This is a genomic window from Mycobacterium montefiorense, assembly GCF_025823255.1.
Classification (GTDB): domain Bacteria; phylum Actinomycetota; class Actinomycetes; order Mycobacteriales; family Mycobacteriaceae; genus Mycobacterium; species Mycobacterium montefiorense.
The window spans coordinates 221,281-243,674 of the sequence record NZ_JACKVL010000017.1; the positions used below are offsets into that span (position 1 = coordinate 221,281).

Consider the following 22,394-nt stretch of genomic DNA (forward strand, 5'->3'; position numbering starts at 1 on the left):
GCACAACCTGTGCCGGTCGAACCCGCTAGCATGCAGTGAGGCATGCACCGGAGGTCGATAGGTTCCCTCCCGATTCGTTTCCTCCTCCGGGATACAGAAAGGCGTTTTTCGTTATGGCCGTGCAGCTCACGCCGCAATTCGGAAACGTGCAAGCACACTACGACCTGTCTGACGATTTCTTCCGGCTTTTTCTGGACCCTTCGCAGACCTACAGCTGCGCGTACTTCGAGCGCGACGACATGACCCTGCAAGAGGCGCAGCTCGCCAAGATCGACCTGTCGCTGTCCAAGTTGCACCTCGAACCCGGGATGACATTGCTGGATGTCGGCTGCGGCTGGGGTGCCACCCTGCGGCGGGCCATCGAGAAGTACGACGTCAATGTCGTGGGCCTGACGTTGTCCCAGAACCAGGCCGAGCACGTCCAGAAATCCTTCGATCAGCTGGACACCGAGCGCACTCGGAGGGTGTTGCTGGAAGGCTGGGAGAAATTCGACGAGCCGGTCGACCGGATCGTTTCAATCGGTGCATTCGAGCACTTCGGCCGCGCGCGCTGGGGCCGCTTCTTCGAGATGGCCTATCGAGTACTGCCGGCCGACGGCGTGATGATGCTGCACACCATCGCGCGCCCCACGTTCAAGGAGACCCGGGCAAACGGCCGACCGCTGACCCACGAAGTCGTTCACTTCACACAGATCATCCTGGCCGAGATCTTTCCCGGCGGCTGGCTGCCCACCGCTCAGTTGGTGGAAGAGCATGCTAGCGACGCCGGCTTTAAGATCACCCGGGTCCAGTCGCTGCAGCTGCACTATGCGCGAACCCTGGACATGTGGGCCGCCGCGCTGGAAGCCAACAAGGACAAGGCGATCGAGATCCAGTCTCAAGAGGTCTACGACCGCTACATGAAGTACTTGACCGGTTGCGCCAAGCTGTTCCGCCAAGGCTACACCGACGTCGACCAGTTCACGCTGGAAAAGTAAACGAAAGCGGGCCGGGACAAACAGCCCGGCCCGCCCTTTCTGCTGGGGTCTACTTGACGCAGGTGAATTGGCCTACGTCGGTGATGCCCTTGTTGAAGAAGTTCTCGCAGCCCGTGAGGTAATGCATATAGCGGTCGTAGATGTCTTCGGACTGGATCTCGATCGCCTTGTCCTTGTTGGCCTCGAGGTTGGCGGCCCACATATTCAGCGTCCGGGCGTAATGCGGCTGCAGCAATTGCACCTTCTCGACCGTGAATCCGGCGTCCGGCGCAAGCTGCAAGAGGTCCTCCACGGCCGGCAACCGCCCACCCGGGAAAATCACGTCGCCGATGAACTTCGCGAAACGGATATCGTTCATCGTCAATTTGATGCCCTTTTCGAACATCGACTTCTGAGTCTGCGCCAGAATTGTGTGCAGCAGCATCCTGCCGTCGTTGGGAAGAACGTTGTAGGCACGGTCGAAGAACGCGGGGTAACGCTCCGACTTGAAGGCTTCGAAGGCGCCGATGGTGACGATCCGGTCGACCCGGTCCTCGAATTCTTCCCAGCCCTGCAGGCGCACCTCGACGGTGCGTTCGGTAGGAACCTTGGCCAGCCTGGCCTTGCTGTACTCGAACTGATTGCGGCTCAGCGTGATTCCGATGACGTTAACGTCGAACTTCTCAACCGCTCGTTGCAGCGCGCCGCCCCAGCCGCAACCGATGTCGAGCAACGTCATGCCGGGCTCGAGGTTCAGCTTGCCCAGCGCCAAGTCGAACTTCGCGTTCTGCGCCTCTTCCAGCGTCATGTCGTCACGCTCGAAGTAAGCGCACGTGTAACCCATCGTCGGGTCCAGGAACAATGCGAAAAACTCGTCCGAGACGTCGTAGATGGACTGCGACTCTTCGTAATACGGCCTGAGCTGCGTCATGCTAAATAAATACCTCTCGCTTTGGTGACCGCCAAAAATGATACCCGACGTGCTCACATGCTTCTCACAACGACAATGCGCAGGTCGGTGCAGAAATATGCTAGGCGGTTCAGTACGCGTAGAAGCCCTGACCCGACTTTTTGCCCAGCATGCCCGCCTCGACCATCCGCAGCAGCAGCGCGGCGGACCGAAGTGCGGTTCCTTGAACTCCTCGAACAGCTTGTCGGCGATCAGTTTCAGTGTGTCCAAGCCAACAAGATCCGACAGCCGCAGCGGACCCATCGGGTGCGACAGGCCGGCGACGACCGCCTTGTCCACATCCTCGACGGTGGCGAATCCCGCCTCCACCATCCGGATAGCGGACAGCAGATAGGGCACCAGAAGGGCATTCACCACGAATCCGGATCGGTCAGAACAGCGCACCACCTGCTTGCCCAGCACCGCACCGGCAAACTCTTCGGTACGAGCGGCGGCGGCTTCGTCGGTGACCAGCGTGCTGACCAATTCGACCAGCGGCAGCACCGGCACCGGGTTGAAGAAGTGCAGACCCAACACCCGCTGGGGGTTCTTGGTGGCCGCCGCGATCTTCATGATCGGAATGCTCGAAGTGTTCGACGCGAGCACCGCGTCGGGATCGGTGATTACCTCGTCGAGTTTCGCGAAGACTTCAGCCTTGACGGCGGCGTCCTCGATAATCGCCTCGATCACCAGCTGGCGGTCGGCGAGGTCCTTCAGATCGGTGGTGAAGGTGAGCTGGCTCAGAGCGCGGTCGCGCTCGCGCTCGGTGACTTTGCCCGCGCTGACGCCGCGCTCCAGCGACTTCACGATGCGGTTGCGGCCGGCCGTGATCAGTGCCTCGGTGGACTCGTACACCGTGACGGCGACACCGGCGCGGACCGAAACTTCGGCGATTCCGGACCCCATCTGGCCGGCTCCGACGACCCCAACCCGCTGAATCCCTTTGTCGCTCACTGCGTTTCTCTCTACTCGTAGTGTCTTGCACCGCAATAGGCCCCGCCCAGGATCGCTGGGCGGGGCCTATGCTACTTCAGCCGCGAGTTGCGCAGCTTAGCTCAGTGACTTCGGCCGTCGGTTTCACTTCGTCCTCGCGGCCAAAGCCCGCTCGTCCTCAGTGAAACTGACCCTCTTCGGTGGAACCGGCCAGCGCGGTGGTCGACGACGTCGGGTCGACCGTGGTGGCGATGCGGTCGAAGTAACCGGCACCGACCTCGCGCTGGTGCTTGGTCGCGGTGTAGCCACGCTCTTCGGCGGCGAACTCGCGCTCCTGCAGCTCGACGTAGGCGCTCATCTGGTTGCGGGCGTAGCCGTAGGCCAGATCGAACATCGAGTAGTTCAGCGCGTGGAAGCCGGCCAGCGTGATGAACTGGAACTTGAATCCCATTGCGCCAAGCTCTTTTTGGAACTTCGCGATGGTGGAGTCGTCCAGGTGCTTGCGCCAGTTGAAGGAAGGCGAGCAGTTGTAGGCCAGCATCTGGTCGGGGAACTCGGACTTGACACCCTCGGCGAACTTGGCCGCGAGCTCGAGGTCCGGAGTCCCGGTCTCCATCCAGATCAGGTCGGAGTACGGCGCGTAGGCCTTGGCCCGCGCGATGCAGGGCTCGAGGCCGTTGCGGACGCGGTAGAAGCCTTCCTTGGTCCGCTCACCGGTGATGAACGGCTGGTCGCGCCCGTCGACGTCCGAGGTGATCAAGGTGGCCGCCTCGGCATCGGTGCGAGCGATCACGACCGTCGGCACACCGGCGACGTCGGCGGCCAGACGCGCCGAGGTCAGGGTGCGGATGTGCTGCTGGGTCGGGATCAGCACCTTGCCACCGAGGTGGCCGCATTTCTTCTCCGAAGCCAGCTGATCTTCCCAGTGCGACCCCGCGACGCCTGCGGCGATCATCGCCTTCTGAAGCTCGTACACATTGAGAGCGCCACCGAAGCCGGCCTCACCGTCAGCGACGATCGGTGCCAGCCAGTTCTCCACCGACCGGTCACCCTCGACCTTGGCGATCTCGTCGGCGCGCAGCAGCGCGTTGTTGATGCGACGGATGACCTGCGGCACCGAGTTCGCCGGGTACAGGCTCTGATCCGGGTAGGTGTGGCCGGACAGGTTCGCGTCGCCGGCGACCTGCCAACCGGACAGGTAGATCGCCTTCAGGCCGGCGCGTACCTGCTGCACGGCCATGTTGCCGGTCAGGGCACCCAGGGCGTTGATGTACTCCAGGTCGTGCAGCTGCTCCCACAGCACCTCGGCACCGCGACGGGCCAGCGTGTTCTCCTCGACGACGCTGCCCTGCAGGGCCACCACATCCTGGGCGGTGTAGGTGCGGCTGGTGTCCTTCCAGCGCGGGTTGGTGTCCCAGTCATGCTGGATCTGCTCGGCGCTCTTCGGGGTGCCAACAACAGACATTTGGGCTACTCCTTAACAGTCAAAATTTGTTAAGCCGTACCAGCGTTCGATAACAGCTTCACTCGTGTGTTAACACGACGATCGCACAGCCTGTTGATGCTGGTCCACCCATTTTGATTGCCAATTTCGGCCACGACCAAGCCGCGATTTTGCAAATTCTGCGAAGGTAAACGGCAACTGAACCGTTCCAGAAACTACCCGCCAGTAACTAAAATCCGCAGGTCACGGCTAATTTAACGGGACGCTTGTCCGGTTAAAGATTGAAGAGCGAAGCGACCGCTTTTGTCTCGTCCCCGACCGCATATGTGAGCGTTGTAACAGGGCGATCGGACAGTCCGGCACCGAATTGCTCGGTCGATCCGGCGGGATGGACGTGCGAGATGATCTCCAGCTTGTCGCCCAGCCCCACCGGAGCCTCGTGCTCGATGGTGATGCGCAGCGGTGCCCGCATCAATTCCAGGTGCGACGCGAGATAGTCCTCGATGACGCTCCAATAAACGGAGTTGTTCATGTGGTCGAACAGGTCGATGTCGGTGACGCGCAGCGGGAACTCGTGGATCTCCGTCGCATCGTCGCGACTGCCGGGCTTCAGATAGCCCTTCCACCGCAGCCGATCGACGGACGTGGTCTTGTGAAGGCCCTCCAGGAAGTCGTCGGAGATGCGCGACGGCATCTGAGTCTCCCGGTTGATGTTGATCCAGAAGGCCTCGGATTCGATCAGGCCGCCCTTGCGTCCGTCGACCCGAACCCGCATCTCACACCACCGGTTCGACGTGCCCGAACACCAGCGGCGACACCGCAGCATGTCCTGGAACTCGATGGGGCGGATCAGGTCGAGCATTGTCCGCCGGACGATCCACAGCGGATGGGTCTCCTCAAAGCCCATCTCGCGCAGCTGGTCCTGCCCGACATCCTGGATGTGCCGGCACGCGGCGTCCAACCGCAACCGGCCGGTGCGGTCGATGTCGCCAACCCGAAGCGGCCATTCGCGGTCGAACACGTCGGGGTGACCGTCGGGCACCGGCATCATTGATTTATCCAGGCTCACGACTTCGCTCCCCAATTAACGTGCGTCAGTTACCCCGGGGTGTACCCGAGGACCCGATGCGAATCATGCCAACGACGGCAGACAAACACCAAACCTGGCGACGCCGGCTGTCGGCTGCCAAGTCTGCGAATCCTTCCTTCGCAATGCAGGTAGACTGCGTTAAATGTCGAAAACGTTCGTCGGCTCACGGGTTCGCCAGCTGCGCAACGAACGCGGGTTCTCTCAGGCCGCGCTGGCCCAGCTGCTCGAGATCTCGCCGAGCTACCTCAACCAGATCGAGCACGACGTTCGCCCGCTGACGGTGGCCGTGCTGCTGCGGATCACCGAGGTGTTCGGTGTGGACGCGACCTTCTTCGCCTCCCATGACGACACCCGCCTGGTCGCCGAGCTGCGCGAGGTGACCATGGATCGCGATCTGGACATCAACATCGATCCGCCCGAGGTCGCCGAGATGGTCAACACCCATCCCGCCCTGGCCCGCGCGGTGGTCAACCTGCACCGGCGCTACCGCCTCACCACCGCGCAGCTGGCGGCCGCCACCGAGGAGCGCTACTCCGACGGCAGTGGCAGCGGATCGATCACCATGCCGCACGAAGAGGTGCGCGACTACTTCTACCAGCGGCAGAACTACCTGCACGAGCTGGACACCGCGGCCGAGGACCTCACGGTCCATACCCGGCTGAACCACGGCGACCTGGCCCGCGAACTAACGCGTCGGCTCACCGAGGTGCACGGCGTACACATCAATAGGCGCATCGACCTCGGTGACACGGTGCTGCACCGCTTCGAGCCGAAGACCAAGACGCTGGAGATGAGCAATCACCTCTCGCTGGGACAGCAGGTCTTCAAGATGGCCGCCGAATTGGCCTACCTGGAGTTCGGTGACCTGATCGACAGCATGGTGTCCGAGGGCAAATTCACCAGCGAGGAATCCCACACGCTGGCCCGGCTCGGACTGGCCAATTACTTCGCCGCCGCGGCGGTGCTGCCCTACCGCCAATTCCACGACGTCACCGAGAACTTCCGCTACGACGTCGAGCGGCTGTCGGCGTTCTACTCGGTGAGCTACGAAACCATCGCACACCGACTCTCGACGATGCAGCGACCGTCGATGCGCGGTGTGCCGTTCTCGTTCGTCCGGGTGGATCGCGCCGGCAATATGTCGAAACGTCAGTCCGCCACAGGTTTTCACTTCTCCTCTAGCGGCGGGACCTGCCCGCTGTGGAACGTGTACGAGACGTTTGCCAACCCGGGCAATATCTTGGTGCAGATTGCCCAGATGCCCGACGGACGCAACTACATGTGGGTGGCCCGCACCGTTGAGCGCCGCGCTGCCCGGTATGGTCAGCCAGGTAAAACCTTCGCGATCGGGCTGGGCTGCGAGCTGCGGCACGCGCACCGGCTGGTCTACTCGGAAGGACTCGACTTGTCGGGAGACGTTGCCACACCCATCGGCGCGGGTTGCCGTGTCTGCGAACGCGATAACTGTCCACAGCGAGCCTTCCCCGCTCTGGGCCGCGCACTCGATCTCGACGAGCACCGCAGCACGGTTTCTCCATACTTGGTGAAGCAGCCATGAGTGACACACAGGACGGCCACATCGCCCGCATCCCGTCCACCACCAAACTGCGCCGGCTCGGGCCGATCAACTGGGTGCTCGCGAAGGCGGCCGCACGCACGGTCTCCGCGCCGGAGATGCATCTGTTCACCACGCTCGGCCAGCGCCAAGGGCTGTTCTGGGCGTGGTCGGTTTACGGCGGGCGGCTGCTGCGCGGCCGATTACCGCGTGTGGACACCGAATTGGTGATCCTGCGCGTCGCGCATCTGCGCTCGAGCGAATACGAGCTGCAACACCATCGGCGGATGGGACGCCAATACGGTCTGGACGCTCACGTGCAGGAGACGATATTCGCCTGGCCCGAAGTTCCGGACGGCGACGGCCCCAAAGTGATACTCAGCGCCCGCCAACAGGCGCTGCTGAACGCGACCGACGAGCTGATCAAGAACCGGTCCATCAGCGAAGACACCTGGCAGCAACTGGCGTTGCACCTCGACCGCCGTCGGCTCATCGAATTTTGCTTGCTCGCAACGCAATACGACGGGCTAGCCGCGACGATAACCGCGCTGAACATCGAGTTAGACAACCCGAGGTAACGCCTCAGGCGTAGACGTCGGCGAGCACGGCCAGCGTCAGAAGCACCGGCAATATCGGTAGGTCGAACGCAAACGCGGCCCACAGATACTTGCGGCGCCGGCGCATTCGCCAACCCCAGAGCGCGGCGACGACTCCCAGCACCGCCGACCCCAGCAACACCAGTGGACCCCAGTTGCCCACCGTCGCATTGTCGCCCGCGAACGAAATGGCGATCAGCCACAGCACATAACCAGCGGCCGCCCCGCCGATGGCACCGATTATGCTTTCGCCGCGAATCATCGCCCGACTCAGAAGTTGATCATGTGGCCGGTCAGGCCGTGGAAGCACTCCTGCAGCGCCTCGGACATGGTCGGGTGGGTGTGCACGTTGCGGGCCAGCTCGTTCGCCGTCAGGTCCCATTTCTGCGCCAGGGTGAGCTCGGGCAGCAGCTCGGACACGTCATGACCGACCAGGTGTCCGCCGATCAATTCGCCGTATTTAGCGTCGGCGATCAGTTTCACGAAGCCGCTGGGGTCACCCACACCATGTGCTTTCGCGTTGGCCGTGAACGGGAATTTGGCCACCACGACGTCGTAGCCTTCCTCCCGGGCCTGCTCCTCGGTCAACCCGAAGCTGGCGACGTTCGGCTGGCAGAACGTCGCACGCGGCAGCATCCGGTAGTCGCCGAGCGCCAAAGTCTCTGCGCCGGCAATGGTTTCGGCCGCCACCACACCTTGCGCCTCCGCGACGTGGGCCAGCTGCAGCTTTCCGGTGACGTCGCCGATCGCGTAGATGTGCTCGACGTTGGTGCGCATGTAGTCGGTGATCCCGATGGCCCCGCGGTCGGTCAGCGCGACCCCGGCCTTGTCCAATCCGAACCCGTCGATGTTGGGCGCAAAACCGATGGCCTGCAAGACTTTCTCGGCCTTGAGCTCCTCTGACTTACCGTCCTTGCTGATCGCCACCCGGACCACGGACCCATCGTCGGTGATGGACTCGACCTTCGTTCCGGTGAGGATCTTGACGCCGAGTTTCTTGAACTGCTTCTCGACCTCCTTGGATACCTCGGCGTCCTCGTTGGGCAGCGCACGCGCCAGGAACTCGACGACAGTCACGTCGACGCCGTAGTTCTTCAGCACGTAGCCGAACTCCATGCCGATCGCCCCGCAACCGGCGATGATGATCGACTCGGGCAGTTCCCGGGACAGGATCAGTTCCTCGTAGGTGACCACGTTCTCCGACAGCGAGGTACCGGGAACCAGGCGGGTGCTGCTGCCGGTGGCGATGATGACGTTGTCGAACGTGACCGTTTCGCTGCCACCGTCATTGAGCTCGACCGCGAGCGTGTGCGGGTCGGTGAATCGGCCGTACCCGTGGATCTCGGTGATCTTGTTCTTCTTCATCAGGAAGTGCACGCCGGCGACGCGGCCCTCGGCTACTTTGCGGCTGCGGTCGAACGCGACCCCGTAATCGAACGACGCCTCGCCGCTGATACCAAACGTCTTGGCCTCTTTGGTGAAGATGTGCACGAGTTCTGCGTTGCGCAGCAGCGCCTTGGACGGGATGCAGCCGACGTTGAGGCAGACTCCACCCCAGTACTTCGGCTCGACGACTGCGGTGTTCAGGCCCAGCTGCGCGGCGCGAATCGCTGCCACATATCCGCCGGGACCAGCTCCAAGGACAACGACGTCATAGTGAGAAGTCACGGCACCCACCCTAATGGGTCAATACGGGATGACGCCGATCAGACAATGGCTGGTGCGGGCGCAGTAGTAATAGCCGTACAGGGGTGCCGCGGCGACGACGGAGGCAAACGGTCCCGACATCACCGCGATGGATAGCGCCGCGATGAGCGGCCTGCCCTGCACCATCGCCAGCATCACACCGCCGACGGTGCACGCGACGACGTAGACCAGCACCATGAACACGGCCGGGGCCTTGTCGATCGTGTGGTACCACCAGTAGAAGAGGCTCAGCCCGACCTCGGCAGTCGCGGCCCACACGCCGAAGATCACCAGCACCAACTTCCACCACTTCAGGTACTGGTAGCGGCCGGGCACCGTGACCGACTGCACCGGTCCGGCCGGCTCGGCGTGGGAATCCGGTTCGGAAGCGGCAGAAGGAGTCTCGGTCGCAACCTTGGCCACCGACGTCCCCGGCTTCTGCGCAGCGGCGGGTATCGGCTGCGAGCCGGTGTCGTCGAAGTTCGGCACGAACGGCACCGAGTGCTCACCGGTGTCGCCGAAGTCCGGGACGAATCCTTGCGTGCCGGTGTCCTTGAAGTCCGGAACGAACGGCTCGGTTCCCGGGTTCGACGCACGGTCGTCAGCCACCCGCGGTCACCTCGATGCCGACGAGTACGCCGAACCATCCGGGCGACATGGCGAGAATGAACGCGCCCAGCATCGTGACCCAACGACGACCGGAGAACAGAATCGTCAGCAGCCCGATCACGCTGGGCAGCCCGACAACCAGTGCGATGACGATGTCAGGGCGGACCCGGGTGTGCACCACCACGGTCAGCGCCACCCCCGCCAACAACCCGACCGCGGTGCCGATCAGCATCGCGCTGGCCAGTAGCCAGGGCCGGGGTAGCGGGATCACCTCATCGACATTACTGCGGTTATCCCGCGCTGGGCGGGCACGTTTCCGGCGCGGCCTGGTCAAGGACCGGGCCCCGAATCGACGGGCGCTCGCCAGCTTCGTAGGCGGCGCCGGTAATCACCGCCGCGGCCTCTAGCTGCGCTTTTCCTCATCGGTGAAGACGCGGCCGCGACTGAGAAACCGCACGCCTTCGGGCGCTTCCAGGCTGAATCCGCCACCGCGGCCGGGAACCACGTCGATGATCAGCTGGGTATGTTTCCAGGCCTGGTACTGCGGGCCCGAGATCCACACCGCGACACCCTCGGCCCCCACGTCCAGAAGTCCGAGCAGCACGTCACGATCGCCGACCAGGAAGTCGCCGCATGGATAGCACATCGGCGACGACCCGTCGCAGCAGCCGCCGGACTGGTGGAACATCACCGGGCCGTGGCGGTCCTGCAGCCGAACCAGCAGTTCGGCGGCGGCAACCGTGATGACCGCACCTGCTAGGGCCGCCCGGCCACTCATTAGAAGAAGCCCTGCGCCTTGTCGGCGTAGGACACCAACAGGTTCTTGGTCTGCTGGTAGTGGTCGAGCGCCATCTTGTGGGTTTCGCGGCCGAACCCGGATTGCTTGTAGCCGCCGAACGCCGAGTGCGGCGGGTACATGTGGTAACAGTTCACCCACACCCGTCCGGCCTTGATCTCGCGACCGGCGCGGTAGGCGGTGTTGCCGTCGCGGCTCCACACCCCGGCGCCCAGGCCGTAGAGGGTGTCGTTGGCGATGCCCATCGCGTCGTTGAAGTCGGTGAACGACGTCACCGTCACGACCGGCCCGAAGATCTCCTCCTGGAAGACGCGCATCTTGTTGTTGCCGGAAAAGATCGTCGGCTGCACGTAGTAGCCGCCTGACAGGTCACCACCGAGCTCGGACCGCTCACCACCGGTGATGACCTTGGCACCCTCACCCTTGCCGATCTCGATGTAGGACAAGATCTTTTCCAACTGATCGTTGGAGGCCTGCGAACCGATCATGGTCTCGGTGTCCAGTGGGTCGCCTTGCCGGACCGCCTTGGTCCGGATCGCGGCCAGCTCCAGGAACTCGTCATGGATGTCGGACTGGATCAGGCTGCGCGACGGGCAGGTGCACACCTCGCCCTGGTTGAGGGCGAACATCGTGAAGCCCTCCAGGGCCTTGTCCTGGAACTTGTCATTGGCAGCCATCACGTCGGAGAAGAAGATGTTGGGGCTCTTGCCGCCGAGCTCCAGCGTGACCGGGATCAGATTCTGCGATGCGTACTGCATGATCAGCCGGCCCGTGCTGGTCTCCCCGGTGAAGGAGACCTTGTTGATCCGGTCGCTGGAGGCCAGCGGCTTGCCGGCCTCAACGCCGAATCCGTTGACGACGTTGACCACGCCCGGCGGGATCACGTCGCCGATCAGCGACATCAGATAGAGGATGGACGCCGGCGTCTGCTCGGCCGGCTTGAGCACCACGGTGTTGCCGGCGGCCAGCGCCGGCGCCAGCTTCCATGCGCCCATCAGGATCGGGAAGTTCCACGGGATGATCTGCCCGACGACCCCGAGCGGCTCGTGGAAGTGATAGGCGACGGTGTCCTTGTCGATCTGCGACAGCGACCCTTCCTGGGCGCGGATCGCCGCAGCGAAATACCGGAAATGATCGGCGGCCAGCGGGATGTCGGCGGCCAGTGTCTCGCGGATCGGCTTGCCGTTGTCCCAGACCTCGGCCACCGCCAACGCATCCCGATTGGCCTCGATGCGATCGGCGATCTTGTTCAGCACCGCGGCCCGCTGAGCCGGGGAGGCTTTCCCCCACGCCGGGGCGGCAGCATGCGCGGCGTCGAGCGCCTTGTCGACGTCGGCCTCGTCGGATCGCGCCACTTCACAAAACGTTTGGCCCGTGACCGGTGTCGGGTTCTCGAAGTAGAGACCCTTGGCAGGGGCGACCCACTGGCCGCCGATGAAGTTGTCGTACCGCGATTCATAAGACATCAGGGCCCCGCTGGAACCCGGGCGCGCGAAGACGGTCATTTGCTCGACTCCCGTTCTGCTTCACCTGTTGTACGGCTCACATTACCGCTGGGGCCACAATGGCTTCCATGACAGCAAAGGTTGCCGACCCAGACAACCAATCACCCGACGACCCGTACCTGTGGCTCGAGGACGTCACCGCCGCCAACGCGCTGGATTGGGTGCGCGCACGTAACGAGCCGACCATCGCGAAATTCGGCGATGGTGATTTCGACGTGATGCGGGCCGAGGCGCTAGAGATCCTCGACACCGACGCTCGCATCCCGTACGTGCGTCGCCGCGGTGAGTACCTGTACAACTTCTGGCGCGACGGCGCCAACCCACGCGGTTTGTGGCGGCGCACCACGCTGGACAGCTACCGCGGCGACTCCCCCGAATGGGACGTGTTGATCGACGTCGACGCCCTGGGACGTGCCGATGACGAGAAGTGGGTGTGGGCCGGCGCCACGGTCATCGAACCGGAGTTCACTCGCGCGCTGGTCAATCTTTCCCGCGGCGGCTCGGACGCGGTGATAGTGCGCGAATTCGACATGCTGACACGCGAATTCATTCCCGACGGGTTCGCACTCCCGGAAGCCAAGTCGCAAATCGGCTGGGCCGACCCGGATACCGTGCTGGTGGGCACCGACTTCGGCACCGACTCGCTCACCGAATCCGGATATCCGCGGATCGTCAAGCGGTGGCGGCGCGGCACACCACGAAGCGAGGCCGAGACGATCTTCGAAGGGACGCGCACCGACGTCAGTGCGTCGGCGAATGTCGACCGGACGCCGGGCTTCGAGCGCAGCTTCGCGGGCCGGTCCCTCGACTTCTGGAATTCGGAGACCTACGAAGTACGCGGGTCGGAATTGATTCGCATCGACGTGCCCACCGACGCGGGAGTGTCGGTGCACCGCGAGTGGCTGCTGATCGAGCTGCGCACCGATTGGACAGTAGGCACCACGACCTACCGCGCCGGCTCGCTGCTGGCTGCAGACTATGACGAATTTCTTTCCGGGACAACCGATTTGCGAGTGGTATTCGAACCCGACGAGCACACCTGCCTGCATCAGAGCGCCTGGATCCGCGACCGGCTGTTGCTCGTCACGTTGGCCGACGTCGCCAGCCGGGTCGAGATCGTCACGCCCGGCAGCTGGCAGCGCGCCGCAATCGCTGGCATCCCGCCGGCAACCCATACGGTGATCGCTGCCGCCGACGACACCGGCGACGAATTCTTTTTGGATTCAAGCGGATTCGATATGCCCTCGCAGCTGTTGCGCGGCACGGGCTGCGGGCAGCTCGAGCAGATCAAGTCGGCGCCGGCATTCTTCGATGCCGAAGACCTGGACGTGAAGCAGTATTTCGTGCCGTCGAAGGACGGCACCCAGATCCCGTATTTTGTGGTGCGATCGCAATCAACTAAAGGGCCTGGCCCGACCCTGCTGGGCGGCTACGGCGGGTTCGAGTCCTCCAAGACACCCGGGTACAGCGGGGTGCTGGGCCGGCTGTGGCTGGCCCGGGGCGGCACCTACGCGATGGCCAACATTCGCGGCGGCGGCGAATATGGACCGAGTTGGCACACCCAGGCGATGCGCGAGGGCCGGCACAAGGTCGACGAGGATTTCGCCGCGGTGGCAGACGATTTGGTGAACCGGGGCATCACCACCGTCGGGCAGCTGGGTGCACAGGGCGGCAGCAACGGCGGGCTGCTGATGGGCATCATGGCGACCAAGTACCCCGAGAAGTTCGGCGCACTGGTCTGCGACGTGCCACTGCTGGACATGAAGCGCTATCACCTGTTGCTGGCCGGCGCGTCGTGGGTCGCCGAGTACGGCGATCCCGACAACCCCGACGACTGGGACTTCATCTCCAAATACTCGCCTTACCAGAATATTTCGACGACGCGCCGCTACCCGCAGGTATTGTTCACCACGTCCACCCGCGACGACCGGGTGCACCCCGGCCACGCCCGCAAGATGGTCGCGGCGCTGCAGGCCGCTGGCCATCAGGTCTGGTTGTACGAGAACATCGAGGGCGGACATGCCGGCGCGGCGGACAACGAGCAGGCCGCGTTCAAGGCAGCACTGAGTTATTCGTTCCTATGGCGGACATTGGGAGGCCAAGCGTGAAAATCCTCGACATCATCGAACTCGGGTTGGTGGTAGCCGGGTTAATCCTGATCCTGGCCGGCTGGGCGCAGTCACGCTTTCACTTCATCTCCGAGCGCCGCAAAGCCCGGTACTTCTACTGGGGAACCTCGGCGCTGGGCATCGTGTTCTTTGCATTCGGGACAGGGCAACTCTGGCCGAACGGCGTCATCACGACGTTGATCTTCACCACGCTCGTCGTGGGATCGGCCTACTTCACCACGCCGTACTTGAAGATCGGTGACCAGATCTACGCATCGACTCCGGAGAATCGCGTACCGGACCCGCCCGTCGAGGAGCGCTAGCCCACACTGAGGGTATGCCCGACTTCGAGACCCTGCTGTACAAAACCGCCGGCCCGGTCGCCACCATCACGCTGAATCGCCCCGAGCACCTCAACACGATCGTCCCGCCGATGCCCGACGAGATCGAGGCGGCGATCGGCCTGGCCGAACGAGACCAGGACATCAAGGTCATCGTGCTGCGCGGCGCGGGACGCGCCTTCTGCGCGGGCTACGACTTCGGCGGCGGGTTCCAGCACTGGGGCGAGACCATGATGACCGACGGCAAGTGGGATCCGGGTAAGGACTTCGCGATGGTCAGCGCCCGCGAGACCGGGCCGACGCAGAAGTTCATGGCCATCTGGCGAGCGTCCAAGCCGGTGATTGCGCAGGTGCACGGCTGGTGTGTCGGCGGGGCGAGCGACTACGCGCTGTGCGCCGACATCATCGTGGCCAGCGAAGACGCGGTGATTGGTACGCCGTACAGCCGGATGTGGGGGGCCTACCTGACCGGCATGTGGCTGTACCGGCTCAGCCTGGCCAAGGCCAAGTGGCACTCGCTGACCGGCCGGCCGCTGACCGGCGTCCAGGCCGCCGAGATCGAGCTGATCAACGAGGCGGTGCCCTTCGAACGCCTCGAGGCGCGGGTCGCCGAGATCGCCGGCGAGCTCGCGCAAATCCCGCTGTCACAGCTGCGGGCGCAGAAGCTGATCGTCAACCAGGCTTACGAGAACATGGGCCTGGCCTCCACCCAGACGTTGGGCGGCATCCTGGATGGTCTGATGCGCAATACCCCCGATGCGCTGGACTTCATCAACACCGCGCAAACCCAGGGGGTACGGGCAGCGGTGGAACGACGCGACGGCCCGTTCGGCGACTACAGCCAGGCTCCCGCTGACCTGCGGCCCGATCCCTCGCACATCATCGTCCCTGATAGCGACGGCTAGTAAGACGGACTAGAAGGCCGACCAAGACTCGCCCGCATCCCATCGGAAGTGCTACCGTTACGACTATGTCTCGGGTGAGTTCGTGTCTGCGTGCAGGCGCCGTTTTCTTTGCAATGGGTATGGCCGCTGTGGCCGTCCCGACGACCGCGGTGGCGGACTCCACGGAGGATTTCCCTATCCCCCGCCGGATGATCAACACCACCTGTGACGCCGAGCAGATTCTTGCCGCCACCAGGGACACCAGCCCGGTGTACTACCAGCGGTACATGATCGACTTCAACAACCACCCGAACGTCCAGCAGGCGACGATCGACAAGGCCCACTGGTTCTACTCCTTGTCACCGCAGGACCGGCGGGGCTACTCCGAGAACTTCTACGCGCCGGTCTCCGACCCGCTGTGGGTGGCCTGGCCCAACCACATGAAGGTCTTCTTCAACAACAAGGGCGTCGTCGCCAAGGCCACGGACGCCTGCAGCACCTACCCAGCCGGCGACATGTCGGTCTGGAACTGGGGCTAGCCCAGCGCTTCAGGTATTCGACCCCTAGTGGGGGTCGGCCGATCATCGAGTCACGTCTTGCGCGTGACTGCCCTCGTCCGTCGTGCGGTTGCGCGGCAGCGAACCGTGTTCGATTCGGGGTTCCTCGGGCAGCATGGCGATCAGCGCGGTTGTACCACTCCGCCCGCCGGGTGCTCCTCGACGTCGTTGAGGATCAGCCGGCGCACGGCGGGACGCGGTCCGTACGGTCGCAGCATGGTGCTGGCCGGCCGTGGACGCACGTGCTGCGGCCACCAGAACCAGCGCCCGAGCAAGGTGGCCAGCGACGGTGTCATGAACGACCGCACGATCAAGGTGTCGAACAACAAACCCAGCGCGATCGTCGTACCTACCTGAGCCATCACCAGCAGCGGGCTGAACATGAACGTGGCCATGGTGGCGGCGAACACCAGACCGGCGGAGGTAACCACCGAGCCCGAACCGGCCATCGCGCGGATCGTCCCGGTTTTGAGTCCGGCGTGGATTTCCTCTTTGAACCGCGATATCAGGAGCAAGTTGTAGTCCGAGCCGACCGCCAGCAGCAGGATGACCGCCATCGCCAGCACCATCCAGTGCAACTTCATTCCCAGGATGTACTGCCACAAGAGCACGGACAGCCCGAATGAGGCGCCCAGCGACAGCAACACCGTACCGACGATCACGACTGCCGCCACGACGCTTCTGGTGATCACCAGCATGATGACGAAAATCAAAGTGGCTGCCGCGATCCCGGCGATCATCAGGTCGATGTTGGAGCCGTCGTGCATGTCCTTGTACGTCGCGGCGGTGCCACCCAGGTAGACCTTGGCGCCCTCCCAGGGAGTGCCCTTGATCGCCTCGTGCACGGCCTGCTTGATCGGTTCGATGTGCTTGATGCCTTCAGGAGTCGCCGGGTCGCCTTCATGGGAGATGATCAGCCGGACGGCGTGCCCGTTCGGCGAGATGAACTGTTTGAGACCTCGCGCGAAATCCGGGCTTTGGAACGCCTCCGGCGGAAGGTAGAACGTGTCGTCGTTCTTCGCTTTGTCGAAGGCATCGCCCTGCGCGGTGGCGTTGTCGGACTGCGCTTTCGCCTGTTCGTTAAGACCCTGTGTGATCGCATAGTTCGACATGATGGTGTCGAGGTTGTGCTGCTGGCTCTCGATCTGCGGCGGTATCAGCGCCACCAGCTTGGGCTGGATCTGATCCAGCTTGTCGAGGTTCGCGCTCAGGTTCACGATGTTCTCCGCCACCCGGTCGATGCCGTCGAGCGCGTTGAAGACCGACCGGATTGCCCAGCAGACCGGGATGTCGTAACAGTGCTTCTCCCAGTAGAAATAGCTGCGGATCGGCCGGAGGAAGTCGTCGAAGTTGGCGATGTCGTCGCGCAACGCCTCGGTGATCCGCACGGTTTCTCTGGTGAGCTTGGTGGTTTCGTGCGTCGTGTTGCTGAGATCCTGGGTGACCTGCATTTGCTCATGTAGCGTCGCCATCGTCTTGCGCAGCTCGGCGGCTTGCTTGAGCAGATTGTTCGCCTGCTCCTCTTGGTAGTGCTGGGTCTGGATCCGCCCGGCGGCTTGTGCACCCATCTGAAAACCGAGGGTGCTGTGGTCGAGCGGCGTGCCCAACGGCCGGGTGATGGTCTGCACCCGGCCGATACCGGGAATGTGGAAGACCGCTTTGGCGACCTTGTCCAAGATCAGGAAATCGGCCGAGTTACGCAAGTCGTGATCGGTCTCGATCATCAACAGCTCAGGATTGAGCCGAGCCTGGTCGAAGTGGCGGTCCGCGGCGGCATAACCGACATTGGCCGGGGTGTCCGCCGGCAGGAAGTGGCGGTTGTCGTAGTCCGTCTGGTAACCGGGCAGGGCGAGCAGACCAACCAACGCGACCGCGATGGTCACCGCGAGAACCGGTGCGGGCCAGCGGACGACCGCGGTGCCCATGCGACGCCAGCCGCGGGTCTGCAGTGTCCGCTTCGGATCCATCAGCTTGAAGAACGAAGCCACCGTCAGTACCGCCGGACCCAGCGTCAAAGCCGCGAACACCGCGACCAGCATGCCGACCGCACAAGGCACCCCCAGCGACTGGAAGTACGGCAGCCGGCAGAAGCTCAGGCAGTACATCGCGCCGGCGATGGTCAGGCCCGATCCCAGCACGACATGCGCGGTGCTGTGGAACATGGTGTAGAACGCTTTTTCGCGGGTCTCGCCCAGACCACGGGCCTCGTGATAGCGGCCGACGACGAAGATCGCGTAGTCCGTCCCGGCGGCGATCGCCATAAGCACCAGCATGTTGTTGGCGAAGGTCGACAGCCCCATGATGCCGTAGTTTCCGAGCGTCGCGACGACGCCGCGGGCCGCTGCCAGCTCGATGAACACCATGGCGAGCATGATCAGCATGGTGATCACCGACCGGTATACGAACAGCAGCATCACCACAATCACTGCGAACGTGACCATGGTGACCTTCGCTACGCCCTTCTCTCCCGCGTGGGATTGATCGGCGAACAGCGGGCCCGCGCCGGTGACGTATGCCTTGATTCCCGGCGGCGCGGGCACCGAGTCCACGATCTTGCGGAGGGCCGCGGCAGACTCGTTCGCCAGCCCGCCGCCCATGTTGCCAGCGAGGTAAACCTGGACGTACGCGGCCTTTTGATCGTGGCTCTGGGAACCCGCCGCCGTCAGCGGATCACTCCAGAAATCCTGGACGTGCTGAACATGTACCTTGTCTTGCTCGATGCGCCTGACGATCTCGTCGTAGTAGCGGTGCGCTTCGGCCCCGAGCGGCTTGTCGCCCTCTAGCAAGATCATGGCCGAGTTGTCGGAATTGAACTCTTTGAACGTCGATCCGACCCGCATCATCGACTGAAAGGATGCTGCGTCAGTCGGACTCATCGACACCGAGTGGGTCTTGGCGACAACCTCCAGCTGCGGCGCCACGGTATTGGTGACGAATACGATGCCCAACCACACCAGGACGATCGGCAGCGCCAGCCGGTGGATCATCCGGGGCAGGAACGGCGGGATCAGCGGCTGGTCGACGCGCGGCGGAGCCTCGCTTGGTTCGCTCATGCGGACTTGTCCAGGCAGTAGACGAAGGCGTTCACGGTTTGGTTGGAATCTGAGCGATTCGGAGTCTTGATGACGTCACCGTGCCCGTCGTGGTTGTTCACGACGAATTGGCAGGCAATCCAACTGCCGTCTCCTTGCGCCACCAGGTTTGCCGGAATGCCGGGCTTCGTTGAACTCAATACTTTGCTCCAGGGCAAGGGCACGTTGAGGGCCTGCTGCGGATGGGAGTTTTCGTCGAGGTAATTGATGGTTGCCATGCTGCCCGGTGGGCCCCAGACCTCGAGCGTGATCGTCTTGGCGTTGAACTCGTCGAGGACCTCGCCCGACGTGCCGCCACCGAACGAACCGCGGTGAACGCCAAAGACGCCGTGCAACCGGTACACCACGAATCCTGAGAGCGCGACGACAGCTGCGATCGTGAGCACCAGCCAGAAACGCCCCAGAAACCCCTTTTTCTTAGCGCGCTGCGGGGCGACCTCGTTCCCCTCGCTGTCGACGGAGCCCTGCTTATTCAGCGGCTCGGTCCTTGGCTCAGTCGTCGTCATGGGCGCTTCAAGTCCTTCACCACGGGCGCAATATTAAATTGCCTATGTGGAACCTTAGCGATGACCCACAGTTTCTTGATCGCGTTAGCCAACGCAGTCCCCCTTCGGCTGCCTTCCTTCACCCGGGCGTCGCTGCGGCGCTTGGTATCCGGCCCCGGGAGCTTGGAGTTCGGGACCGCCTTCACCGGTTGCAGTTCGCCAAGCCACAGCGCTGCGGCCTCCTTTCTGAGTTCATGAGGATTTCGAGATGAGGCCGACGCAGGTGGCCGTCAGCAGGCGGATAAGCGCGGATGCGAAGTCCAGATTCCACTCCGGCGGAACCACTTCCGGCTCCTCGGCATAGACATCGGTCAGGTGCTCCGGCGGGTTGGCCACCTGCCACAGCGTGGCCGCCAGCGAGTAGGCCGCCAGCAGGATGTCGAGCGAGCCCGACCGTCCGAGTTCGGGCAGCGAGCTGCCGATCGCATCGGCCAGCGAGAGTGTGGCCGCGGTGCTGATCCGCCTGACCTCGATGACCCGTTCGGCGTCCACCTCGTGTTCGAGGTGCAGGTGCAGGTTGGCCAGCAGGTCACAGAACAACGGGTCGTCGGCCAGAGCTTCGGCCAGTGTCTCGGCGATGCGCGAGGGCGACTTCGCGCCCGGCTCGGCCAGCTTCTCCGACACCGTATTCGACCACCGCACCCAGCCCTCGGCGGACAGGTGCAACAGGACTTCTTTGTGCGAGGTGAAGTAGCGGCGCACCGCCGAGTAGTGGATTCCGGCGCGGCTGGCGACCGCGGTCAGGGTGACCGACGCGACGCCCGTCTCCATCGCCAGCGAGCGCGCGGCTTCCACGAGGGCCTCCGCACGTTGGCGCTTTTTTTCCTCAGTGCGGGCGCGTTGGAATGTTAGTTGCGCCACCCCCGGAGGATAACGCACATGACGTGATTTGTATAACGCACATCATGTGATTTGTGCGATGCAGTTACCGTGGAGAAACGCAGCCCCCGATGTCCCGTCCGTAATCGCCGTCGATCCGAATAAAACGTATGCAGACAATTGCGCTCATCGGCTTTCTCGGTGGCCTGATCACCGGCATCTCGCCATGCATCCTGCCCGTGCTTCCGGTGATTTTTCTGTCCAGCATGGACAGCGGTACGAACCGCAGCAGGCGCAGCATGCGCGCTACGACACGCCCCTACATGGTGATCGGGGGCCTGGTGTGCAGCTTCAGCCTGGCCACCCTGATCGGGTCCGCGCTGCTGTCGGCGTTGCATCTGCCCCAGGACGCCATCCGCTGGGCCGCCCTGGTGGTGCTGGCCCTGATCGGATTGGGATTGATCTTCCCGCCACTGCAGCACTTGATCGAGCGGCCGTTCGCATTCATCCCACAGCGCCAAATCGGTAGCAACACAGATGGTTTCGGGCTGGGTCTTACGCTGGGCGCGTTGTACGTGCCGTGCGCGGGACCGGTGCTCGCCGCGATCGTGGTCGCCGGCGGCACGGCCTCACTCGGCGCCCCCGTGCTGATTTTGACCGCGACGTTCGCGCTCGGCAACGCAATACCACTGTTGGCTTTCGCGCTGGCCGGTCGGCACGTCGCCGAACGCGTTGCCGCGTTCCGCCGTCGGCAGCGCCAAATTCAGATTGCCGGCGGAGTCATGATGATCGTGCTGGCGGTGGCGCTGGTGTTCAACCTGCCCGCAATGTTGCAGCGTGCCGTGCCCGACTACACCACGGCAATGCAGAATCGCTTGGACACCAAGGAAATCCAGCATTCGCTGATCCCCGCCAACACGCAGCCGCCGGCCTCGGCCAGCGTGCTGCAGCTGAATCAGGGCAACACCAGCAACGGTCTAGCGACAAATTGCACCGACGGTTCCACCGAGCTGCAACAGTGCGGGCAGGCCCCAAGCATCACCGGAATCACCGGCTGGCTGAACACGCCGGACAACAAACCGCTTGACCCCGCGTCGGTGCGCGGCAAGGTGGTGCTGATCGACTTCTGGGCCTACTCCTGCATCAACTGCCAGCGCGCCATTCCGCACGTCGTCGATTGGTACAACCGCTATCGCGACAGCGGATTGGTGGTGATCGGGGTGCACACCCCCGAGTACGCCTTTGAACGGGTCCCCGACAATGTGGCCAGCGGCGCCGCCGGGTTGCACATCGACTACCCGATCGCGCTGGACAACGACTACGCGACCTGGAACGCCTTCAACAACATGTACTGGCCGGCCGAGTACCTGATCGACGCGAACGGAACCCTGCGGCACACCAAATTCGGCGAAGGCGACTACGACGGCACCGAAAAGCTGATTCGCCAACTGCTGGTCGATGCCAACCCGAACGTCGCGCTGCCGGCGCCGGTGAACGGGGCCGACACCACCCCGAAGACCAACCTCACACCGGAGACCTACCTGGCACCCGACAAGGCCACCACTTATGGCGGCGACGGCAGCTACCAGGCGGGCACCGCCGGATTCAACTTCCCGGCGCAGGTCGCAGCAGACAAATTCGCCCTACGCGGCCGGTGGACCCTGGACGACCAGGGCGTCACCGCCGACAGCGACGACGCCGCCATCCGGCTGAACTACACCGGTAAAAGCGTGTATGCCGTCGTCGGCGGCACCGGAACCATCACCGTGACCCGCGATGGGCAAACCACCACCACGCAGATCGGCGGTGCTCCCACGCTGCACCAGATCGTGGCCGATAACGGCGCGCACCGCGATCAGCTCGACATGCAAGTCAGCAAGGGCTTGCAGGTGTTTTCGTTCACTTTCGGCTAGACATTCGGTAAGCACG

At 63.6% G+C, this 22,394-nt stretch carries 19 protein-coding genes and 2 pseudogenes; 8 read left to right on the forward strand and 13 right to left on the reverse strand.

All coding sequences use genetic code 11. From position 1 onward, the window contains the following. The first annotated feature begins 113 nt into the window (after positions 1-113). Positions 114-977 carry a cyclopropane mycolic acid synthase PcaA gene (pcaA, locus tag H7K34_RS20975; protein ID WP_264063979.1) on the forward strand — a complete coding sequence of 288 codons (864 nt, stop codon included), beginning with the start codon at positions 114-116 and terminating at the stop codon, positions 975-977. A gap of 49 nt (positions 978-1,026) precedes the next feature. On the opposite strand, the gene H7K34_RS20980 is transcribed toward pcaA, so the two are convergent. From H7K34_RS20980 to H7K34_RS20995, 4 genes and pseudogenes are all read right to left on the reverse strand, one after another. After that, positions 1,027-1,887 (reverse strand): cyclopropane mycolic acid synthase family methyltransferase, encoded by an 861-nt coding sequence (locus H7K34_RS20980; protein WP_264063980.1) that lies wholly within the window; start codon positions 1,885-1,887, stop codon positions 1,027-1,029. A gap of 109 nt (positions 1,888-1,996) precedes the next feature. After that, positions 1,997-2,811: pseudogene (locus H7K34_RS20985) on the reverse strand (3-hydroxybutyryl-CoA dehydrogenase). A 205-nt stretch (positions 2,812-3,016) separates the two neighbouring features. Continuing rightward, positions 3,017-4,303, reverse strand: a complete 1,287-nt coding sequence (gene aceA / locus H7K34_RS20990) for an isocitrate lyase (RefSeq protein WP_108926070.1) — start codon at positions 4,301-4,303, stop codon at positions 3,017-3,019. A gap of 253 nt (positions 4,304-4,556) precedes the next feature. Next, positions 4,557-5,351, reverse strand: coding sequence for an acyl-[acyl-carrier-protein] thioesterase (locus H7K34_RS20995; RefSeq protein ID WP_108926069.1), 795 nt, complete (start codon positions 5,349-5,351; stop codon positions 4,557-4,559). 163 nt (positions 5,352-5,514) lie between these two features. Here H7K34_RS20995 and ramB point away from each other — a divergent pair, with 163 nt between their 5' ends. Continuing rightward, complete coding sequence (ramB, locus tag H7K34_RS21000; protein WP_108926068.1) at positions 5,515-6,930, forward strand: acetate metabolism transcriptional regulator RamB; 1,416 nt, start codon at positions 5,515-5,517, stop codon at positions 6,928-6,930. Next, positions 6,927-7,505, forward strand: coding sequence for a carboxymuconolactone decarboxylase family protein (locus H7K34_RS21005; protein WP_108926067.1), 579 nt, complete (start codon positions 6,927-6,929; stop codon positions 7,503-7,505). Before ramB ends, H7K34_RS21005 begins: the two co-directional genes overlap by 4 nt. A gap of 4 nt (positions 7,506-7,509) precedes the next feature. On the opposite strand, the gene H7K34_RS21010 is transcribed toward H7K34_RS21005, so the two are convergent. From H7K34_RS21010 to exaC, 6 genes and pseudogenes are all read right to left on the reverse strand, one after another. Further along, positions 7,510-7,785: a hypothetical protein gene (locus tag H7K34_RS21010; RefSeq protein ID WP_108926066.1), complete on the reverse strand. Its 276-nt coding sequence runs from the start codon at positions 7,783-7,785 to the stop codon at positions 7,510-7,512. A gap of 8 nt (positions 7,786-7,793) precedes the next feature. Continuing rightward, on the reverse strand, positions 7,794-9,191 hold the full coding sequence (gene lpdA / locus H7K34_RS21015; RefSeq protein WP_264063981.1) for a dihydrolipoyl dehydrogenase: 1,398 nt from the start codon (positions 9,189-9,191) through the stop codon (positions 7,794-7,796). Between the two features lie 18 nt (positions 9,192-9,209). Beyond that, entirely contained in the window at positions 9,210-9,818 is a 609-nt protein-coding gene (locus tag H7K34_RS21020) for a hypothetical protein (RefSeq protein WP_264063982.1), read from the reverse strand. Next, positions 9,811-10,089: a putative holin gene (locus tag H7K34_RS21025; protein WP_201263609.1), complete on the reverse strand. Its 279-nt coding sequence runs from the start codon at positions 10,087-10,089 to the stop codon at positions 9,811-9,813. Before H7K34_RS21025 ends, H7K34_RS21020 begins: the two co-directional genes overlap by 8 nt. 19 nt (positions 10,090-10,108) lie before the next feature. Further along, positions 10,109-10,596 (reverse strand): annotated as a pseudogene (locus tag H7K34_RS21030) (DUF779 domain-containing protein). Continuing rightward, entirely contained in the window at positions 10,596-12,119 is a 1,524-nt protein-coding gene (exaC, locus tag H7K34_RS21035) for an acetaldehyde dehydrogenase ExaC (RefSeq protein WP_108926063.1), read from the reverse strand. Before exaC ends, H7K34_RS21030 begins: the two are co-directional and overlap by 1 nt. A gap of 59 nt (positions 12,120-12,178) precedes the next feature. Between exaC and H7K34_RS21040 the strand changes: the two genes are divergently transcribed. The 4 genes from H7K34_RS21040 to H7K34_RS21055 all read left to right on the forward strand — a co-directional run bounded on the left by H7K34_RS21040 (position 12,179) and on the right by H7K34_RS21055 (position 15,991). Beyond that, positions 12,179-14,227 (forward strand): prolyl oligopeptidase family serine peptidase, encoded by a 2,049-nt coding sequence (locus tag H7K34_RS21040; RefSeq protein ID WP_372510831.1) that lies wholly within the window; start codon positions 12,179-12,181, stop codon positions 14,225-14,227. Next, on the forward strand, positions 14,224-14,550 hold the full coding sequence (locus H7K34_RS21045; RefSeq protein ID WP_235616930.1) for a hypothetical protein: 327 nt from the start codon (positions 14,224-14,226) through the stop codon (positions 14,548-14,550). Before H7K34_RS21040 ends, H7K34_RS21045 begins: the two co-directional genes overlap by 4 nt. A 14-nt stretch (positions 14,551-14,564) precedes the next feature. After that, positions 14,565-15,473 (forward strand): crotonase/enoyl-CoA hydratase family protein, encoded by a 909-nt coding sequence (locus tag H7K34_RS21050; RefSeq protein WP_264063984.1) that lies wholly within the window; start codon positions 14,565-14,567, stop codon positions 15,471-15,473. 65 nt (positions 15,474-15,538) lie between these two features. After that, on the forward strand, positions 15,539-15,991 hold the full coding sequence (locus H7K34_RS21055) for a DUF5078 domain-containing protein (protein ID WP_108926059.1): 453 nt from the start codon (positions 15,539-15,541) through the stop codon (positions 15,989-15,991). A gap of 140 nt (positions 15,992-16,131) precedes the next feature. Here the strand turns inward: H7K34_RS21055 and H7K34_RS21060 are convergent, their stop codons facing one another. The 3 genes from H7K34_RS21060 to H7K34_RS21070 form a co-directional block, all read right to left on the reverse strand. Continuing rightward, entirely contained in the window at positions 16,132-19,062 is a 2,931-nt protein-coding gene (locus H7K34_RS21060; RefSeq protein WP_264063985.1) for an MMPL/RND family transporter, read from the reverse strand. Continuing rightward, the gene (locus H7K34_RS21065; protein WP_264063986.1) at positions 19,059-19,607 is read right to left on the reverse strand and encodes an MmpS family protein; all 549 of its coding nucleotides are present in this window, start codon (positions 19,605-19,607) and stop codon (positions 19,059-19,061) included. Before H7K34_RS21065 ends, H7K34_RS21060 begins: the two co-directional genes overlap by 4 nt. 231 nt (positions 19,608-19,838) lie before the next feature. Continuing rightward, positions 19,839-20,525, reverse strand: coding sequence for a TetR family transcriptional regulator (locus H7K34_RS21070; RefSeq protein ID WP_108926056.1), 687 nt, complete (start codon positions 20,523-20,525; stop codon positions 19,839-19,841). A 110-nt stretch (positions 20,526-20,635) separates the two neighbouring features. Here H7K34_RS21070 and H7K34_RS21075 point away from each other — a divergent pair, with 110 nt between their 5' ends. Next, entirely contained in the window at positions 20,636-22,378 is a 1,743-nt protein-coding gene (locus H7K34_RS21075) for a cytochrome c biogenesis protein DipZ (protein WP_264063987.1), read from the forward strand. Positions 22,379-22,394 lie beyond the last annotated feature (16 nt).

Excerpts from the sequence above, each read along its gene's own strand:
- pcaA (WP_264063979.1), top strand. The coding sequence starts at position 114 with ATGGCCGTGCAGCTCACGCCGCAATTCGGAAACGTGCAAGCACACTAC.
- H7K34_RS20980 (WP_264063980.1), bottom strand. The coding sequence starts at position 1,887 with ATGACGCAGCTCAGGCCGTATTACGAAGAGTCGCAGTCCATCTACGAC.
- aceA (WP_108926070.1), bottom strand. The coding sequence starts at position 4,303 with ATGTCTGTTGTTGGCACCCCGAAGAGCGCCGAGCAGATCCAGCATGAC.
- ramB (WP_108926068.1), top strand. The coding sequence starts at position 5,515 with ATGTCGAAAACGTTCGTCGGCTCACGGGTTCGCCAGCTGCGCAACGAA.
- H7K34_RS21005 (WP_108926067.1), top strand. The coding sequence starts at position 6,927 with ATGAGTGACACACAGGACGGCCACATCGCCCGCATCCCGTCCACCACC.
- H7K34_RS21010 (WP_108926066.1), bottom strand. The coding sequence starts at position 7,785 with ATGATTCGCGGCGAAAGCATAATCGGTGCCATCGGCGGGGCGGCCGCT.
- exaC (WP_108926063.1), bottom strand. The coding sequence starts at position 12,119 with ATGACCGTCTTCGCGCGCCCGGGTTCCAGCGGGGCCCTGATGTCTTAT.
- H7K34_RS21040 (WP_372510831.1), top strand. The coding sequence starts at position 12,179 with ATGGCTTCCATGACAGCAAAGGTTGCCGACCCAGACAACCAATCACCC.
- H7K34_RS21050 (WP_264063984.1), top strand. The coding sequence starts at position 14,565 with ATGCCCGACTTCGAGACCCTGCTGTACAAAACCGCCGGCCCGGTCGCC.
- H7K34_RS21055 (WP_108926059.1), top strand. The coding sequence starts at position 15,539 with ATGTCTCGGGTGAGTTCGTGTCTGCGTGCAGGCGCCGTTTTCTTTGCA.
- H7K34_RS21060 (WP_264063985.1), bottom strand. The coding sequence starts at position 19,062 with ATGAGCGAACCAAGCGAGGCTCCGCCGCGCGTCGACCAGCCGCTGATC.
- H7K34_RS21065 (WP_264063986.1), bottom strand. The coding sequence starts at position 19,607 with ATGACGACGACTGAGCCAAGGACCGAGCCGCTGAATAAGCAGGGCTCC.
- H7K34_RS21075 (WP_264063987.1), top strand. The coding sequence starts at position 20,636 with ATGCAGACAATTGCGCTCATCGGCTTTCTCGGTGGCCTGATCACCGGC.